The organism is Thermococcus gorgonarius (assembly GCF_002214385.1).
GTDB classification, from domain to species: Archaea; Methanobacteriota_B; Thermococci; order Thermococcales; family Thermococcaceae; genus Thermococcus; species Thermococcus gorgonarius.
This window is the reverse complement of the sequence record NZ_CP014855.1, coordinates 1322991-1340329: the sequence shown is the minus strand read 5'-3', so window position 1 is coordinate 1340329 and position 17339 is coordinate 1322991. Positions and strand designations below refer to the sequence as shown.

General features: G+C 45.3%; 17 protein-coding genes. 12 read left to right on the top strand and 5 right to left on the bottom strand.

The features are described 5' to 3' along the window. Positions 1–102: 102 nt before the first annotated feature. The 5 genes from A3K92_RS07455 to mntA all read right to left on the bottom strand — a co-directional run bounded on the left by A3K92_RS07455 (position 103) and on the right by mntA (position 5870). Positions 103–2832 (bottom strand): adenosylcobalamin-dependent ribonucleoside-diphosphate reductase, encoded by a 2730-nt coding sequence (locus A3K92_RS07455; RefSeq protein ID WP_088885659.1) that lies wholly within the window; start codon positions 2830–2832, stop codon positions 103–105. 200 nt (positions 2833–3032) lie between these two features. After that, the gene (locus A3K92_RS07450) at positions 3033–3467 is read right to left on the bottom strand and encodes a ferritin family protein (RefSeq protein ID WP_088885658.1); all 435 of its coding nucleotides are present in this window, start codon (positions 3465–3467) and stop codon (positions 3033–3035) included. Next, entirely contained in the window at positions 3464–4270 is an 807-nt protein-coding gene (locus tag A3K92_RS07445) for an HAD-IIA family hydrolase (RefSeq protein WP_232460942.1), read from the bottom strand. Before A3K92_RS07445 ends, A3K92_RS07450 begins: the two co-directional genes overlap by 4 nt. 136 nt (positions 4271–4406) lie before the next feature. Continuing rightward, on the bottom strand, positions 4407–5402 hold the full coding sequence (locus A3K92_RS07440; RefSeq protein WP_088885657.1) for a sugar phosphate nucleotidyltransferase: 996 nt from the start codon (positions 5400–5402) through the stop codon (positions 4407–4409). A gap of 39 nt (positions 5403–5441) precedes the next feature. After that, the gene (gene mntA / locus A3K92_RS07435) at positions 5442–5870 is read right to left on the bottom strand and encodes a type VII toxin-antitoxin system MntA family adenylyltransferase antitoxin (RefSeq protein WP_088885656.1); all 429 of its coding nucleotides are present in this window, start codon (positions 5868–5870) and stop codon (positions 5442–5444) included. 82 nt (positions 5871–5952) lie between these two features. On the opposite strand from mntA, the gene A3K92_RS07430 reads away from it, so the two are divergent. The 12 genes from A3K92_RS07430 to A3K92_RS07375 all read left to right on the top strand — a co-directional run bounded on the left by A3K92_RS07430 (position 5953) and on the right by A3K92_RS07375 (position 17268). Continuing rightward, entirely contained in the window at positions 5953–6906 is a 954-nt protein-coding gene (locus tag A3K92_RS07430; protein ID WP_088885655.1) for an NAD-dependent epimerase/dehydratase family protein, read from the top strand. 292 nt (positions 6907–7198) lie between these two features. Further along, positions 7199–8086 (top strand): glycosyltransferase family 2 protein, encoded by an 888-nt coding sequence (locus A3K92_RS07425; RefSeq protein WP_088885654.1) that lies wholly within the window; start codon positions 7199–7201, stop codon positions 8084–8086. 93 nt (positions 8087–8179) lie between these two features. After that, entirely contained in the window at positions 8180–8365 is a 186-nt protein-coding gene (locus A3K92_RS07420) for a hypothetical protein (RefSeq protein WP_198361935.1), read from the top strand. Positions 8366–8369: 4 nt separating this feature from the next. Further along, entirely contained in the window at positions 8370–8630 is a 261-nt protein-coding gene (locus A3K92_RS07415) for a transcriptional regulator (protein WP_088885653.1), read from the top strand. Beyond that, on the top strand, positions 8627–9790 hold the full coding sequence (locus A3K92_RS07410; protein WP_088885652.1) for a DegT/DnrJ/EryC1/StrS family aminotransferase: 1164 nt from the start codon (positions 8627–8629) through the stop codon (positions 9788–9790). Before A3K92_RS07415 ends, A3K92_RS07410 begins: the two co-directional genes overlap by 4 nt. Continuing rightward, positions 9769–10752, top strand: coding sequence for a Gfo/Idh/MocA family protein (locus A3K92_RS07405; protein WP_088885651.1), 984 nt, complete (start codon positions 9769–9771; stop codon positions 10750–10752). The genes A3K92_RS07410 and A3K92_RS07405 overlap by 22 nt, the downstream gene beginning before the upstream one ends. A gap of 6 nt (positions 10753–10758) precedes the next feature. Continuing rightward, positions 10759–11298, top strand: a complete 540-nt coding sequence (locus tag A3K92_RS09705; RefSeq protein ID WP_088885650.1) for an acyltransferase — start codon at positions 10759–10761, stop codon at positions 11296–11298. Positions 11299–11333: 35 nt separating this feature from the next. Further along, a complete protein-coding gene (locus A3K92_RS07395; RefSeq protein WP_088885649.1) occupies positions 11334–12536 on the top strand; it encodes a glycosyltransferase in 1203 nt (400 codons plus the stop codon). Further along, positions 12515–13726 (top strand): glycosyltransferase, encoded by a 1212-nt coding sequence (locus A3K92_RS07390; protein ID WP_088885648.1) that lies wholly within the window; start codon positions 12515–12517, stop codon positions 13724–13726. The genes A3K92_RS07395 and A3K92_RS07390 overlap by 22 nt, the downstream gene beginning before the upstream one ends. 1 nt (position 13727) lies before the next feature. Beyond that, the gene (locus A3K92_RS07385) at positions 13728–14753 is read left to right on the top strand and encodes a sulfotransferase family protein (RefSeq protein ID WP_157722439.1); all 1026 of its coding nucleotides are present in this window, start codon (positions 13728–13730) and stop codon (positions 14751–14753) included. Positions 14754–15009: 256 nt separating this feature from the next. Further along, the gene (locus A3K92_RS07380; RefSeq protein ID WP_088885646.1) at positions 15010–16362 is read left to right on the top strand and encodes an alkaline phosphatase family protein; all 1353 of its coding nucleotides are present in this window, start codon (positions 15010–15012) and stop codon (positions 16360–16362) included. 30 nt (positions 16363–16392) lie between these two features. Further along, the gene (locus A3K92_RS07375; RefSeq protein ID WP_088885645.1) at positions 16393–17268 is read left to right on the top strand and encodes a glycosyltransferase family 2 protein; all 876 of its coding nucleotides are present in this window, start codon (positions 16393–16395) and stop codon (positions 17266–17268) included. The last annotated feature ends 71 nt before the right edge of the window (positions 17269–17339 follow it).

Sequence of the window (17339 nt, the reverse complement as noted above, 5' to 3'; positions counted from 1 at the left end):
GCTTTCCTCTGAGTGGCAAAAGTTAAAACGTGGCCCTTAAAAAGGATGCTTTGACAGAGAAATGTCAATTTCTGGGAAAGCATAGAAATGGAAGAAGAGAAGCTAACTTATGACGCACTTGCTCCAGCCGCAGCGTGGGCAGGTTGCACAGCCGCTCTCCATCCTAAGCTCGACGAGCTCGCCGTCTTTCTCGTAGCAGACGGGGCAGTAGGCAACGCCTAAGAGTTCTCTTATTTTCTCCTCGGGGATGTCGGGCTTCTCGGCGTGGTGCGGGTGCTCGTGGATGGGCTTTGGAGCCGAGACATGGGAAACTGAGAAGGTCAGTCCTGGTTTCTCAGCGTCCTTCTTCCCGTTCGTACCGTTGAGTATAGCTTCGACGTTGATGAAGCGCGCCAGCCACGGCTCGGCTTCGACAACCGCCTTGAGCTTCTCAATCGCGTATTTGCTCGGCTTCGCCGGAACGCGCTTCTTTTTCTCTCCCTCGACACTGTAAACCTGGACCGAGAGCGAGCCGTCGCGGTAGACTGTGACACCCTTACAGCCGAGCTTGTAGGCGAGCAGATAAGCGGCCTTAACGTCCTCAACCGTTGCATCGTTCGGCATGTTTATGGTCTTGCTCGCTGAATCTGTGAGCCAGAGCTGGATGTTGGCCTGCGCTAATATGTGGTCGAGCCAGTGGATGTCCATGGCCGTCACGAAGACCCTCTGCACCTCCTCTGGAATCTCCTCAAGTCCCTGGACCGAGCCGTAGTTGTCGCTTATCTTCTTCAGTATCTCATCGTTGTATAGCCCGCGTTTCTTGAGCTCGGCCTCAAAGACCGGGTCAACGTAGTAGAACTCGCCAACTGTCACGCTTTTCTTGTATACGAGGGCAAATATCGGCTCGATTCCGCTTGATGTGTCGGCTATCATCGAGACGGAGCCGGTCGGCGGGCAGGTCGTGACCATGGCGTTTCTGACTCCATACTTCTTTATGTCCTCAACAAGCTCGTCCCAAGGCAGGTTCCATATTTCGCGGTGGTAGAAGCCCTCGACGGGCAGTTCACCGTCCTTATACCTGCTCTTCTCGTAGAGCGGGAAGGCTCCGCGCTTTTTAGCGGCCTCAATTGAGTACTTGTAGGCGTAGAACGTCAGATATTCGGTGGCTTTTCTCATGAAGGCAAAGCCTTCCTCACTGTTGTAGGGGATTCCGAGCTTGAAGAGTGCATCCGCCAAACCCATCATTCCGACGCCTATCCTTCTCGTGAGTTTTGTGTTGCGGTCTATCTCCGGCAGCGGGAACTTGTTTACATCGATTGCGTTGTCGAGGTACTTCGCGACCTTCTGTATCACGTAGGCGTACTCGTCCCAGTCAAAGTAGGGCTTTCCTTCGTCGTCATACTTCACGAACTTTGCAAGATTTATGCTGGCCAGATTGCAGCTCTCGTAGTCGTAGAGGGGCTCTTCACCGCAGGGGTTGGTGGCCCTTATCGGCCCTCCCTTTGCTTCCGTCAGGACGTTCCTTCTGTTGATGACGTCGAAGAAAACAACCCCTGGGTCCGCCTTGGCCCAGGCCATGAAGGCCAACTCTTCAAAGAGGCTCTTAGGGTCAATCTCTTTGACCTTCTCGCCGGTTCTCGGGTTCACAAGCGGGTAGCGCTTGCCTTCTTTTAGTGCCTCCCAGAAGTCCTCCCAGATGCCGACGCTTATGTTGAAGTTGCTGAGGACGTTTGTTCCCGTGTTTCTCTCCTTGGCGTGGATGAACTTCTCTATGTCGGGATGCCAGACCTCGAGGATGCCCATGTTGGCTCCACGCCTCACGCCACCCTGCTTTATTACGTCGCTGACGGCATCTATGAGGTGCATGAACGAGACCGGGCCCGAGGCCGCTCCGGCAGTGGAACCGACGAAATCACCCTCCGGACGAAGTTTTGAGAAATTAACTCCAGTACCACCCCCCATTTTCTGTATCATGGCCACGTCGTGCGCCGCCTTCATGATACTCTCCATGTCGTCCTCTATTGGAACGACGAAGCAGGCTGAGAGCATGCCGAGGGGCCTTCCGGAGTTTATGAGGGCTGGAGTGTTGGGCATGAAAACTTGACCAGCCATCAGCCTGAAGTACTCCTCGATTTCAGCCTCGTAGTCGTCAAAGGCGCCGTTTTCCAGCATGCTCAAAAACTCGTCTATGGAAATCTTCATCTTGCCCTTCTCAGCGAGCTCGCGGTAGAGGTTTACCATTCTCTCGAAGTGGTACTTGTTCAGCTTAAAGCGACCTATTGAGTACCTTCCGTCGAACTCCTCAAAGTGTTCCAGGTAGTAGTTGACCCTCTTTAAATCCTGTTCATGGTTGCCTTCCCTGTCAAAAACCCGCTCATCGTAGAGCAGATCCGGAATCACCGCCAGAGTTGCGACTCTCTCGAAGAGTTCTTTTGGGCTTTCAATGATTTCCCCCTTCTCGTTCCTTATGAGGTAGCGGGATGCCAAAACGCGGAGGGCGTTTAGAGAGAAGCGCTTGTCGATTTCATCCAGCTTGTCTTTGTTGAGGATTTTCTTCTTCTCCTCCCTTATCTCGGCCTTCTTCTTGCGGTAGATTATGTAAGCCTTGGCAACGTCAAAAAGCCCTGCTCTCATGAGCTCGAGCTCTACTATGTCCTGGATGTTCTCTATGTTCGGGATTTGCCCGTCGTAGAGCTCGTTTATCCTTCTGACAACCCTTCTGACGACTTTGTTGAGAAGCTTCTCGTCGTGGATTCCGACCTCAAGCATTGCCCTCTGTATAGCCCACCTTATACGCTCCTTATCAAATGGCACTATTCTACCATCTCTTTTCATCACTTTTTCAACAGGCATATAAACACCCCTGTCTTATTATTGCCCATTTCTGGGTTTTTTAGTAGAAGGAACAGCACAGGATGATTGTAAGTTGAGGTAGATATATCTTGCCCTATCTGATTTTGCCATGGTGACGAAAAGAGTCTTGGTGTTTTGTAGATTGGGCCACTGAGTTAAAAAGGCGGGAGTTCAATAATTGGATAAAAAATCCTGCTCTCTCAGAGCCCCTCGTATATAAACCTCAGCCGGTAGGCGTGCTTGAGCTCTTCCCCGGCCATCATCCTCATTATCTGGGCCAGTGAGCCCTCAAGGATTTCTGAGAGCTTTGAATAAAACTCGTAGGCGTGTTTCTCCCTTATTATGGCATCTTCGATGAGTTCCTCCAGGGAGGAGGGCTCTGACCTTTCGTCTTCAAGCATCGGCTCCAGGGAGAGGGCTTCCAGGTAGTCAATTACCTGCGTCTCCTCCAGACTTTTCCCTTTTAGCAACCCTTCGAAGGTTTTTCTGTGTCTCAGTTCTTCCTCGGCCAAAAGCCTAAAGACTTCAACAAGCTCGGGCCTCTCGTAGGTTGCGAACGTTTCCCCGAGTTTGTACAGGTTGTACATCTCGTTTTCCTGCCATATCACCCTCTTGAGGAGTTCCTCCAGCTTCATTCCTCTTCCTCCACTACCTCAAGGTATTTAATCAGTTCCCCGACGTTCGGAAGGACTAGGTCGGGTTTCATATCGCTCCTCTCGATATCTTCCAACGTGCTCACTCCGGTAAGAACCATCACGGCCTTCATGCCGAAGCGCTTTGCAAAGGCCACGTCGGTATCGAGTCTGTCCCCTAACATCCAGATCTCATCGACGCCCTTCAGCTTGTCCCTGGCCACCTCATAAACCGGCTCGTTGGGTTTGCCTACTATCAGAGGTTCCATGTCGGTTGCGGCCTTTATTGCGGCTATTATCGCCCCTGCCCCGGGATATAGGCCTTCTTCCGCTGGATAAGTTGTGTCCGGGTTCGTTCCTATGAACTTCGCCCCGTTTCTTATGGCCAGTGTGGCGTACTTGAGCTTTTCGTAGGTCAAATCCGGGTCGAGGCCAACAACGACGTATTCTATTTCCTTCCACTCACCTTTTCTGGCTTTTTCTACGTCGATAACTCCCCAGCCTAGGCGTTCCATCTCCCTCAGCAGGCCCTTTCCACCTATAACAAAAACTTTTCCGGGCCTGAAGTGCTTCTCCATGTAGAGCCTGGTGGCGAGTCCCGAGGTTACGATCCTGTCTTCGGGAACATCTATTCCCATTGAGAGGAGCTTTTCCCGGTACATGGCCGGGTCTTTGGTTGAGTTGTTGGTGAGGAATATGAAGGGAATCCCCCTCCTCTTCAGGAATTCCATTAACTCTCTCGCACCTTCCACGGGTTTGTTCCCTCGGTAGATCACACCGTCCATGTCAAAGATCAGTCCGATCATTTTCCGCACCAGGAGATGGAAGGGACTCAGGTTTTAAAAGCTCACTGGCAGTGGAGCTTTGACTTTCTCGGCTTTAAACTCCCGTAAGTAGTTTTCACTTCCGCTTTTTCAGCACGGTGTCTGTCTCCCCTTTCCCTCATTCTCCCCTCTGTATCTTAGCGTGCCCGCCGACGAGGCTTTTCCTCAGCTCAAGGTTCCTTATCTCACATTTCTCGTCGATGATGGAGCGCCATATAGTCGAGTTCCTTATCACGGTCTTCCTGAAGATTATTGAGTCGCTGACGTCGGAGTTCTCAATGACGCACTCCTCGCCGATGTACGCGTAGGGCCCAATTATCGAGCGGCCGAGGATTTTGGTGCCTTTCTTTATAACCACCGGCGGAATTATCTTAGAGTACGGGCTTATTTGAATTTCCTCGATGTGACTCTCCTTAAGGAGGGTTTTAAGTGCTTCAAGATAGCTGTCTGCGCTTCCTATGTCGTACCAGTAGTCCGAGAAGCGGTAAGCCTTTATCGGTTCCCCCTTCTCCAAAAGCCACTGAATGAAATAGCCCGGCGAATCCCTGTTCCCGTTTGATAGGTACTCATCTATGCGCTCCATAACCCTCTTTGGAAAGACGTAAACGCCGGTGCTTATGAGCGTGGACTGAGGCTGGGCTGGTTTCTCCTGGAATGAAACAACCCTATCCTCCTCAAGGACGACCACACCGTAGCGCTTTGCCAGCTCAAGGTCGCCTATATCGTAGACCGCTATCAGTGTTTTGCCGTCGTAGGCTCTCAGAAAGTCCCGAAGAGAAAACGAGAAGAGGTTGTCGCCCGCTATGACGAGGTAGTCGTCAAGACCAAGCTCATCAACCGCTCTCTTCATCGCCCCTATGGTGCCGAGCTTCTCTTCTTCATGGAGGGTCTCTTCCACGATTAATCCAACCCCGTACTTCTCCGCGTAGGGCCTGAAGTGCATCTCAAAGAAGCGGTTGGTCGAGATGTAGGTCTCTAAGCCCAGCTCGCTTACCTTCTCCATTATGTAGTCGAGTATAGTCTTCTCTCCAACAGGGAGCAGGGCCTTTGGGTTGTCTTTCGTTATGGGCCAGAGCCTCGTCGCGTAGCCACCGGCCATTATGAGGACTTTCATTCGATCACCCCTCTGAGATTTTTACGGGAATGATACAAATCATGACTGCAGGTCTTCTTGAGGAATTCCAAGGGCCTCCCTCCTGTAAAGTTCAAGGTAATAAGAATAGTCATGGTACTCCGCCATTGTTATCTCCTCAAATCTGCACCTTGCCCTTTCATCCCTCGAGAAAAGGAGTTTGCCACCTATGGCCCGAAACCTAAACGCTACCGGAGCGTCGTTTAAAATCCTTACATCGACGGGGAATTTCACAAGCCTGCTAAGCTCTTCCTCTAGTTCCATTTCATAGAACCTGTTAACGGTTCCCCTTATGTAAATCCCCACATCGATATCCCTGAACGGTCCCTCCTCGAGGAACGAACCGTGAAGGTAAGCGAATAGGATTTCCCTCCTTTTCATCAAAGCTTCCCGGAGTTCTTTGACTATTCTCTCCTTCTCCTTTTTCGGGAGCGTGAAGATTCTCATCATGATTCAAAATCCTGTGTAGGGAATAAAAAACTTTTTCCAAAAAGTTAATAATAACAGTATGTATAAGGCTCTGGTGGTACTTATGAAAGCCCTTGTAACGGGCGGTGCTGGCTTCATAGGCTCTCACCTCGTGGACAGGCTTATGGAATCGGGGAACGAGGTTCGCGTCCTCGACGACCTGAGTGCGGGAAGCATCGACAACATCAAGCACTGGCTCGAGAACGAGCGCTTTGAGTTCATAAAGGGCGACATGAGAAACCCTGAGATCGTTGAAAGGGCCGTTGAGGGCGTTGACGTCGTCTTCCATCTCGCGGCAAACCCGGAGGTTAGAATCGGTGCCCAGAGCCCCGAACTGCTCTACGAGACCAACGTCCTCATAACCTACAATCTTCTGAATGCTATGAGGGACTCAAACGTTGAGTACCTCGTCTTCACGAGCTCCTCAACTGTCTACGGCGATGCGAAAGTAATCCCCACTCCTGAAGACTACGCCCCGCTGGAGCCGATAAGCGTCTACGGCGGGGCGAAGTTGGCGGCCGAGGCTTTAATTAGTGGCTACGCTCACACCTTTGAATTCAGGGCCTTAGTCTTCCGCCTTGCTAATATCATAGGCGAGCGCTCCAACCACGGCGTCATCTACGACTTCATCAACAAGCTGAAAAAGAACCCGGAAGAACTTGAAATCCTGGGGGATGGGACGCAGAAGAAGAGCTACCTACACGTGAGCGACACGGTTGAGGGCATGCTCCACATCTTCGAGCACTTCAAAAAGGAAAACAAAACAATCGACTTCTACAACATCGGCAACGACGACTGGATAACGGTGAAGGAGATAGCGGAGATAGTTAGCGAAGAGATGGGTCTCAGGCCGAGGTTCGTCTTCACCGGCGGTGTTGATGGCGGCCGCGGATGGAAGGGTGACGTCAAGTTCATGCGCCTAAGCATAGAAAAGGCCAAGAAAACCGGCTGGCAGCCAAAGCTGAACAGTTACGAGGCAGTCCGGAGAACCGTTCGGGAGCTCCTTGGGACGGCTTGAGTTTTCTCCCGTCTTTGGTTATTTTATCAACAGAGCCGGAAGCTGAACATCAAGGTTGGACAGTGACTTGGTTTTTTTACTCTACCCCTTTAAATGAGAGGTGCCCTTATTCTCTGCTGTGTTCCGGCTATATTGTCGGTGGGACTTAAAAATCCTAGCACTTTGAAGTGACGAAAAGCTTATTAGCACTTGGAAAGTTGTCAGTTTGGTGATATTTGCTATTGGAACCTATCCTCTAATATTCAATGTCTCGGAGACAACTTGAAATTGCAGTGATCTGGGGGAAGTGAAATTGAAGACGCTGATAATAATTCCCGCCTACAACGAAGAACTAACTATTGGCTCAGTGGTGACTTTGGCCAGGAAGTATGGTGATGTGCTGGTAGTTGATGATGGCTCTAAGGACAGAACTTCCGAAATTGCCAGAGAGAGCGGGGCAGTGGTTATACGGCATGAAGTTAACGGGGGCAAGGGAAAAGCACTGAGGACGGGCTTTGAGTACGCGTTCTCCAATGGATATGACTTCGTCGTGACGATAGATGCCGATGGACAGCACGATCCTGATGAGATTCCGGCCCTCCTGGAACCTCTGCTTAGAGGAGAAGCGGATTTAGTGATAGGCTCGAGGTTTCTCAACGGTGCCAAGAAAAACATACCCCTCTACCGCAGGCTGGGTTTATGGGTTCTGAACTTCACTACGAACATGAACCTTGGAGATGGTCTTAAGATAACTGACTCTCAATCTGGCTTCAGAGCGATGAACAGGAAGGTGCTCGGAGAGATACTGCGGGTTAACAGTGAAGGCTACAAGGTTGAGAGCGATATGCTGGTGCACCTTTCAGAGAAGGGCTTCAGGATAAGAGAGGTTTCGATAGACGTCCGTTATGATGTTCCTAACAAGCACAAGAAGAACCCTGTGAGGCACGGATTCGAGGTGCTTGCGGGACTAATCGGATTGATAGGGTACAAAAGGCCGTTGCTGTTGTTTGGGGTTTTAAGTTTGGTCTCTTTCATCATTGCCGCCGGATTGGCATATTGGGGTCTCAGTCCCTATTACCGGGGTGAGAGAGTGTACTTGACCCAACTGATTGGGGCTGGGATTTTTGTGGTTATTGGGATTCAGCTGTTCGTTGCAGGGCTGATGTTGAACGTACTGGCGAGGATGGTTAGGAGGGAGTGAAATGAAGATCTCAGTCTTAGGGTTAAATATGGGTCTTCCAACGGGGGCAGTATTGTTTGCGTCTGCAGGATATGAGGTCGTTGACGTGATGTTGTGGAATGGTTCAGGCACGTACCTCATGATTTGCTGGCCGTCGTCACCGCCATCCTCGTGCTTGGCGGAATACAGTTCCTTGCGATAGGATTCGTAATGAGTTATCTGTTCAAAACTTCGGTGGAGATAAAGAGGGAATTACGAAAAATTGAAATTAACACAAACTATAAACGAAAAGGGGGTTGAGTAAATGAGCGAAAAGAAAGGTCAGTTGTTTGGAGTATCTCTATTTATGCTCTCGATTGGCTTTATCATAACTTATGGTTATTTGTTGTTTTTCACCAGCTATTGGGTTTTGGTTTCAAAAATAACCCTATTTTTACTCGTGACCCTTGCCTTTGGGATTTTAGCATGGGTTGGCCTCTCTATGGTTGAGGCTTCCAATAAGGTGCCATTAGAACAGGTTAAATCAGAGATTGAGAAAGAGATATTCGGAGGTGAAGATGAATGAAGATACCCCTTGCTTGGCCTGTTATGAACGAAGAGATGATTGAAGCCGCAGTTAATGCCCTACAGAATGAGAAGCTGGTGCTCGGAGAGAGCGTCTTTAAATTCGAGGAAGAATTTGCAAAGTATTTTGGAGTGAAGTACGCTGTATCAGTAAACTCGGGGAATACGGCTTTGCTGTTTTCATTTCAGGCTTTGGGCGTGAACAGCACTTCAGAAGTGATCGGACCTTCAGCGACTTTCATTGCGACGATGAACGGGGCCGTTCTGCTTGGAGCCAAGCCTATCTTCGCAGAAATCGACACTACTACCTATACCATCGATCCGGAGGACGTCAAAAGGAAGATTACTGAGAAGACCAAGGCCATCGTTCCTGTTCACCTCTATGGGTACCCTGCGGATATGGAAAGGCTCATGGAAATCTCCGAAGAAACTGGGATTCCAATACTAGAGGACTGTGCCCAAGCCCACGGTGCTGAATACAAGGGCAAAAAAGTTGGAACCTTCGGGGAAGTTGCGATATTCAGCTTTTATCCAACAAAGAACATGACCGTGGGCGGAGACGGTGGGATGGTAATAACCAACAACGAGGAGATTGCAGAGCTCGTTAGAAAACTTAGAGACAATGGAAGAAGGAGCAAGAACACCCACGACGTCATTGGCTATACTGCGAGGCTCAACACTGTGAACGCCGCGATTGGAAGAGTGCAGTTGAAGTACCTCGACAGATGGAATGAAAAGAGAAGGAAGATAGCCTCAATATACGACAAGATACTGGGAGACCTTGATGAGGTTATCACGCCTCCGAAGCCTTCGCCCTCTGTAAAGCCGGTCTATCATCTTTACGTTATACAGGTTCCTGAAGATAAAAGGAATCTCCTGGGAGCATGGCTTGAAAAGAACGGCATCCAGACGGCAATCCACTATCCGATACCCGTTCATCTACAGCCTGCGTATGCCCAATTCGGATATAAAGAGGGGGACCTTCCCCTAACTGAAAAATGGTCAAAGACCGTTCTTACGATTCCCATGTTCGTTGAAATGACAAAGGAACAGGCTGAATACGTGGGAGAAAAGATATACGAATTCTTCGATAAGAGGGTTTATGAAAACAACGGAGAACTTAAGAGGGAGGCGGAACAATGGATAAAGCACTTAATGTAGCAGTTATAGGTACTGGATACTGGGGAACGAAGCTTGTAAGGGAATACCTAGCGGCTTCCGAGGAGAGGGAAGATATAAACCTGAAGACAATTTATGACGTGGACTTCAACAGACTAAAAACCCTGGCAAAAGAGCTCTCGCTCCCAGAGAGCATGCTCACGACGAGTTATGAGGACATCCTGGATAGGGATGACATCAACGCAGTCCACATAGCCACTCCCAACGAAACTCATTATGAATTGGCAATACGGGCAATAAACGCCCACAAGCACATTGTGCTGGAGAAGCCAATGGCTTTATCAAGCAGAAGGGCTTTTAGACTTGTGAGGGAAGCTGAGAAAAATAACGTGATCTTGCTAGTGGATCATATATTCCGGTTTAACAATGCCCTAAAGGTAACAAAGGAACTCCTCGAACGGGGGGAGTTTGGAAATCTCTACTATATGACCCTGAAATGGAGTGCTTATCTCGAACCCCCAAAAAACAGGGACATAATCTTTGATTTGGCACCACACCCAATTGACATCGTTAACTACCTGACGGAAGAGTGGCCAGCTAGGGTGTATGGAAACGGAAAGAGCTACATCAGGGGCAAAGCCGGCCTTGAGGAAATGGCCTTCATAATCGCAGAGCTTCCCGATGATGTTTTGGTCAACATTGAGTTGAGCTGGATTGACTATGGAAAGAAGACCAGAGCTGTAAACATTGTAACTGAAAAGGGAACTCTGGTAATCGACACCTTAGCCCAGACTGTGAAAATATACTCGGATTCCCAAGAAGGGGAAATTCCCGTAATCCCCAACAACACGATCAGAGACATGATATATCACTTCGCCGATAGGGTATTGAACAATGAGCCACCATTAAACAGCGCAACCGTTGGGGCCATGACAGTCTTTGTTTTAGAGAAAATTAGAGAGAGTTTAGAGACTGGGCAGACCGTGGAGATATTCAAGGGGTGAAATGGAATGAAGGAGCCAAGATATGCTATCATTAAGGACGTTGAGAGAGGAGAAGGGTCAAGAATATACGATCAAGTAAACCTATATAAGTGCAAGATCGGCAAGAATACTAAGATAGACGCCTTCGTTTATATTGAAGAGGGGGTTGAAATAGGGGATAACGTGAAGGTGAGACCCTTTACTTTCATTCCCTCGGGGGTTAAGATTGAAGACGATGTCTTTATAGGCCCGAACGTCGTTTTCACTAACGACAAGTATCCGAGAGTCAGAGGAAAATGGAGGGAGCTGAAGACAGTGGTGAAGAAAGGTGCGAGCATTGGGGCAGGGGCTGTCATTGGCCCTGGGGTTACCATTGGCAAATACGCTCTGGTTGGCGCAGGGAGTGTTGTCACAAGGGATGTTCCCGACTATGCGATAGTTGTCGGTAATCCAGCCAGAATTGTCGGTTATGTAACAGACGAGAGATTTAAAAAGAAAGTTAAGGAGTTCTTGGAGAACGGCCCTGGAGAGCTAAAAGGAGAAGACAGTGAGTGGCCATGGCCATGATATTTTTGTATTTTATTCTTGAGAGGTGTTGAAAAATGCATGATAAAAAACCTCCTGTGCTGATGTTCCTTTCTAAGGCTTTGTATCCTGAGAGTAGAACAAAACAGAAAATTCAAAGCTTAGTACAACGAGGCTTTAAAGTGTACGTGTTACAATTAGATCGAGAGGGCAGATTTGATAATTTGAATGTCTTAAATCGAGTGTTTGTTAGGAATATAACTTTATTACGCTCTAGAAGTTTTGGTAAAATAAAATATGCTTTAAACGCTGTCTTGTTTCAGGTTATTGAATTTTTATATGGGGCATATCTTGTTAAAAAGTATGGATGTTTAATCGTCCATGCAAATGATTTCAACACACTATTTGGGGCTTACCTCCTAAAAAAGGTTTTCCCCAATAATATTATGCTGATCTATGATGCATATGAGCTAACACCTTTTGTGTACTCTGATTGGTATTCAGAGAACCTTGGAAAGCTTGTGTATGGAGTTGAAACAAAACTCGTGAGGTATGTGGATTACATACTAGTCCCAAGTTACCCGGTAGGGGTTTATTTTGAAATTATCTCAAACGATAAGCCTATAATTCATCTTTACAATTTTCCAAGTTCTAAACTAATACCTTCAGTAAGTAAGCAACAAGCAAGAGCATTTTTAAACCTGCCAAGAGATAAGGTCATAATCACTTATGTGGGTAGTATGAGGGTTGGAATCGCCTTGGAGGAATTTTTAGAAGCAATTAGGCTTATTAAAAAAAGAAAGCTTAAAAAGAAGTTACATTTTGTCATAATTGGTCATGGCCCATTAAGCAATTTTGTTAAAAAATTCATTAAAGAAAATAACTTGGAGGATATAACAACGTTTAAAAGCATGATCCCTAGAGAGGAAATCTTTATGTATCTTAAGGCGTCTGATTATTCTTACATAATTCTCCAAGGAGAGAATATGAAAATTGCAACCCCATGGAAACTCTCAGAAAGCCTTGCATGTGGTGCTATTCCTATTGTCAATGAGGGTACTTATGCTGCGAAACTTCTTAGGAAGATTGGGACAGGGATTATTATTAAAAATTTTGATCCTCTGCACTTGGCAGATTTATTTGAAGAACTAGGTAATAGTACTAATAATTATTATAGACATAACATAGATCCCAAGGTATTTACTTGGGAGAGACAAGAAAAAGAATTTATAAGGGTGCATGAGGAGGGAGAAGTATTATGCAGGTACAAAAAGACCTAAATGTCTTGGTAATCGCCCATCGGTATGATGCATTTATAAAAGAACTTGTGGATGTCACAAGCAGATATGTAGCTAGAGTGGATGTTTTAATCCACTATAACCCTCTTTCGGAAATCTCTAATTATTTTAGTGGTATTTTGTATTTTGAACACCTGAAGAGATTTACAAAGCAGAACTTAGTTAATACTAAAAGGAGACCTCCAAATGTTAGAGTTCACCTAATACCGGTTATTTATCTGTTACCAGATGGAAGAAACAAAGAGTTGGGCGATAAATTAGCTAAGAAATTCGAAGAATATATTGTAAAGAATAAGATACAATTTGACATAATACATGCCCATTTCACTTATCCTCAGGGGTATGCAGCAGTGAAGCTTGGCCAGAAATTCAATGTACCCGTGATTATAACCCTCCACGAGAATGGTCCTCACTTGAACTCTATCCTTAGTAACCTAAAGGATAAGGCTATTTACACATGGAAAAATGCAGACAAACTTGTCCGCGTAACTAAACGTGATATTCCCCTCTTCATTCAATATGGTGCAGATCCAAGTAAAATCATCAACATTCCAAATGGTTATAATCCAGAGAAGTATTATCTTATCCCCAGCGAAACAGCAAGAGAAAAGTTACAACTCGAAAAGAACGCCAAGATTATCTTTAACCTTGCTAGGCTGTATCCGGAGAAGGGCCATAAATATCTCATTGACGCTATGTCATTAGTACTCAAGAAGAGGCAGGATGTATATTGTTACGTTGGAGGGACAGGTCCTTTAAAGGGAGAATTGGAAAAGAAAATCAATAAGCAGAATCTTGGTGATCATATTAGACTTCTTGGATACGTGCCCGGAGATCAAGTAAACTACTGGATGAATGCCGCTGATATTTTCGTCCTGCCGAGTTTGAGTGAGGGCAATCCCACAGTGATGTTTGAAGCGTTAGGTGTTGGCTTGCCTTTCGTTGGCACTGCTGTGGGGGGAGTTCCCGAGATAATAACTTCAGAAGACTATGGCTTACTGTGCCCACCTGCTGACCCAGAATGTCTAGCCAAAAAAATTTTAATAGCCCTTGAAAAGGAATGGGACAGGGAGAAGATAAGGACATATGCGGAACAATTCAAATGGCAACATATTAGTAAGAAGTACGTTGAGTTGTATTATAAGGTGCTAACTCAGTATGGAGGATGGTAACATGGTCGAACAGATCTTCATTGGTGGAACTGGGCGAAGTGGAACAACGATACTAGGACGAATACTATCATATCATAAAGATATTTTTGTATTTCCCTTTGAGACGAGGTTTATTGTGGACCCAGATGGGCTTATAACTCTGGCTCTTTCGCTTTCTGAGTACTGGGACCAATACAAGTCTGATTTGGCTATAAAGAGGTTTAGACAACTGATGAGTAAACTTTATCCGAGCTCAGTTAATTATAAGCTCCGACTAGGACTATACCTCATATTACCCAAATTACATATTTCCCCGCCTGAGTATACTTATGCGATGGCTCGCCAATGGAGGGGAGAAGAATTTTTTAGTTATGCCCGTGCACCGTTTTCTCCATTCATATCTAGAACTGAATATTTTAGACGTTTAGACGAATTTATCAATACTTTAATAGTTAGGGAATTTGAGGGATTTTGGTTGGGTACTCCCTCATTTAGGTTCAGGCCTAGGATATACGTGACCAAGAGGTTCAAAAGAGATGAGATATTTAGAATTTCAAGGAATTATGTAAATTCTTTATTTCAGCCTATTCTTAGAAAGTATAATAAGAAAATATGGGCTGATCACACTCCAACAAATATTCTCCATGCATCATTGCTCTGTGAAATGTTCCCTGATTGTAAGATCATCCATATTCATCGTGATCTCCGGGATGTTGTTGCCTCTTACTTGACGAAACATTGGGGAGGCAACACTGTTGAAGACGCGACACATACCATAAAATTCATCCTTGAAAAATGGGAAGAAGAAAAACAAAAGTTAGACACTGATAAATATCTAGAGATCTCCTTGGAAGAGTTAGTACAAAATAAGGAAAAAACTCTGAGTAAACTCTCGGAATTCTTAAATATTGAATTTGATGAAAACATGCTCAAGGTAGATTTAAGTAGGAGTAATTTAGGAAGATGGAAAAGAGATCTTACAGATGAGGAAGCTAAATTTGTTGAAAGGACACTGAATGAGTTCATGGAGTTATATGGATATCTATAATGTTAGGATAATTGAGGCATCAGTACAGAGTAATAGCTAATAATGCAAATGACGTATAACGTTGAGAAAGCTTAATACGGTTTGCTGTGTCCTCCCACTGATCCAGAGTGTGTCTCGCGGAGAAAATTTTAATAACCCTTGAGAATGAGTGAGACAGAAAGAAGATAAGGAAGTACGCGGAGCAGTTTACTTGAGAAAATATTGCAAAAAAGAGCCTTGGAATTTATATGAAGGTGCTAAATAAGGAGGAAGAGCTATGAAAAACAAAAAAGTAGTTGTAATAGGCCTCGATGGTGCAAACAAAACAACCGCAAAGTTAGTTGGAGTAGACACTCAACTTCATGATTTTATTTCAACAATCCCACCGTATACACCACCATCATGGACATCCATTCTAACAGGAGTCAATCCAGCAAAACATGGAATAATAGGGTGGCAGAAGGTATCTAAGTTAAGTGGGAAAGTAAGTTTAGCAACCTCGCGGGACGTGAAATATCCCCGACTCACAGAGATTCTTGAGGAAGCCAATTTAAAGAGCATTCTAATAAACCTGCCAATGACGTACCCATTTAATGGAATACGAAAAAAAGAGAACACAATTATAGTTTCTGATTGGGCTGCTCCAAAACAGGCCATATATCCAGAAGAGCTTGAGAAAAAATATTCAGAGTATTTAATTGACCCTCCTCACGAGTGGTCAAAACACAAAAAGAGCGAGTATCCGAAGCGTGTTAAGGAATATACCGAAACTAGGATGGGTCTATACTACGATTTACTGGAGCGTCAGGATTGGAATCTGTATTTTATAGTCTTCAGCGAGATAGACTGGTTCTCTCATATCTTTCCCCAGATCTTGGAGGGTAATGATACCCACATTGTCGCTCCTACTTTTAGACTTATTAAAAAGTTCATAGAAACTGCACAGGCAGTCTCCGACGTCATGTTTATCGTCAGTGATCATGGCTTTGAAGTGAAAAATAAAATCTTCTACGTAAATGAAGCTCTATCTGAAAAGGGATTTATAAAATACAGGAAATCTAAGGCCAAGTTAGTTAAAATTGCTAAGAGAACTCTACCCAAAAAAATATTAAACAGGATAACAGAGAAAACAAAGATATCATCAAGCGCTGTGAATTATGTAGCACAAAATGCCAGTGCGTTTATGGTAGAACCAGCAACCTGGGGGGTTTATGTGAGGAACATGGGCAAAAAGAAGGAGATAATGAAGGCTCTAAGCGAGTATGAAGAGGTGTTTGATGTCCTTGAATTTGGCATGGTCCACAAAGGCCCATACTTGAAAAATATGCCCGAGCTCATCGTAATTCCCGAGAAAGGGGTTGAGTTTTCCCATGAACTGGGAAAAGGGCCTATGGAGAAAACTTACAAGGGAGATCATGAGATTCACGGTGTCTTTTCAGCTTATGGTAAACACATAAAGGAAGACATAAAGTTCGAGAAGCTTCCGAGGGTTTACGATATAGTCCCAACAGTCCTTCACGTATTTGGGTTGCCAATTCCAAATGATACAGATGGGAGAGTGTTGAGGGAGATCTTCGAGGAGAACTCAGAATTCGCTTTAAGTATGTCTAAAAGGATTCCAATGGATTAAAAATACAAAACTTAGGAGGAGGGAAACCACGTGAAAGACCTCAATGATGTTACCGTAGGGCTTAAGACATTTTATCGACCAGAAAAACTTGAGATGACCCTGAGATCTTTGGTGGGACTTGGTGTAAAAAAGGTGATTGTGGCAGACGATGGTCCGGAAGACCCTCAAAAAGAAAAGATTTATGAAACAATGAGTGAGCTATTGCCGTTAGAAGTTCTAAAGCTTCCATATGATGCAGGGCTGGGATATGGAAGAGCCAGAATAGTCGAAAGATGTAGAACAAAATATTTACTAATTATAGACGATGATATGGTGGTTCCCAAGAACGTGTTTTTATTGAAGGAAATTCTAAAAAAAGATAAGAAGCTTGGAGGAGTATCCGGTATTTGGAACGAGTATGGAAAAATCAAAAGTGGAGGAGGACATAATTTGTTTTATAAAAACGGATATCTCATCCGATATGTCCCAGAAAAACTTGAAGTTGTCGGGGAAATTCCATACATATATTTTGATTTTATTGCTAATTCTGCATTGTTTAGAATGAAGGCTCTGAAAGATTACACATGGGATGAGAATTATGTTATAAATTTTGAACATCTTGATTTCTACTGGGGACATAAACAACTTGGCAAGTGGAAATTTGCAGTAACTCCTGCCGTGGTGTTTAAACATTATCCCGGTGGCAATAAAACATACAAAAAGTTTCGGTTTAGTAAAGAGAGATACAGACGCTCAAAGGAGTACTTCCTGAAGAAATGGGGACTCAAAGGAGTAATTAATATCCAAATGGACTTTCTCCTCCAAAATTTGTCCTTAAAAAGCGCTCTGTGGCTCTGGGCGAAGAAGCATGCTCCTTTCCCACTATTGCCGTACATGATGAAAATTGAAGAACGTTGGCCACGTTAACTGGGGGTCTGTAATATGAAAAAAATACAATTAGTACTGTTTTCATTATTTGTATACATAATCATCCTAAT

What these genes read in the sequence shown, in the direction of transcription:
- A3K92_RS07440 (WP_088885657.1), bottom strand. Translation starts at nt 5,402, where the DNA reads ATGAAAGTCCTCATAATGGCCGGTGGCTACGCGACGAGGCTCTGGCCC.
- A3K92_RS07380 (WP_088885646.1), top strand. Translation starts at nt 15,010, where the DNA reads ATGAAAAACAAAAAAGTAGTTGTAATAGGCCTCGATGGTGCAAACAAA.
- A3K92_RS09705 (WP_088885650.1), top strand. Translation starts at nt 10,759, where the DNA reads ATGAAGGAGCCAAGATATGCTATCATTAAGGACGTTGAGAGAGGAGAA.
- A3K92_RS07405 (WP_088885651.1), top strand. Translation starts at nt 9,769, where the DNA reads ATGGATAAAGCACTTAATGTAGCAGTTATAGGTACTGGATACTGGGGA.
- A3K92_RS07385 (WP_157722439.1), top strand. Translation starts at nt 13,728, where the DNA reads ATGGTCGAACAGATCTTCATTGGTGGAACTGGGCGAAGTGGAACAACG.
- A3K92_RS07455 (WP_088885659.1), bottom strand. Translation starts at nt 2,832, where the DNA reads ATGCCTGTTGAAAAAGTGATGAAAAGAGATGGTAGAATAGTGCCATTT.
- A3K92_RS07415 (WP_088885653.1), top strand. Translation starts at nt 8,370, where the DNA reads ATGAGCGAAAAGAAAGGTCAGTTGTTTGGAGTATCTCTATTTATGCTC.
- A3K92_RS07450 (WP_088885658.1), bottom strand. Translation starts at nt 3,467, where the DNA reads ATGAAGCTGGAGGAACTCCTCAAGAGGGTGATATGGCAGGAAAACGAG.
- mntA (WP_088885656.1), bottom strand. Translation starts at nt 5,870, where the DNA reads ATGATGAGAATCTTCACGCTCCCGAAAAAGGAGAAGGAGAGAATAGTC.
- A3K92_RS07430 (WP_088885655.1), top strand. Translation starts at nt 5,953, where the DNA reads ATGAAAGCCCTTGTAACGGGCGGTGCTGGCTTCATAGGCTCTCACCTC.
- A3K92_RS07410 (WP_088885652.1), top strand. Translation starts at nt 8,627, where the DNA reads ATGAAGATACCCCTTGCTTGGCCTGTTATGAACGAAGAGATGATTGAA.
- A3K92_RS07445 (WP_232460942.1), bottom strand. Translation starts at nt 4,270, where the DNA reads ATGATCGGACTGATCTTTGACATGGACGGTGTGATCTACCGAGGGAAC.
- A3K92_RS07395 (WP_088885649.1), top strand. Translation starts at nt 11,334, where the DNA reads ATGCATGATAAAAAACCTCCTGTGCTGATGTTCCTTTCTAAGGCTTTG.
- A3K92_RS07390 (WP_088885648.1), top strand. Translation starts at nt 12,515, where the DNA reads ATGCAGGTACAAAAAGACCTAAATGTCTTGGTAATCGCCCATCGGTAT.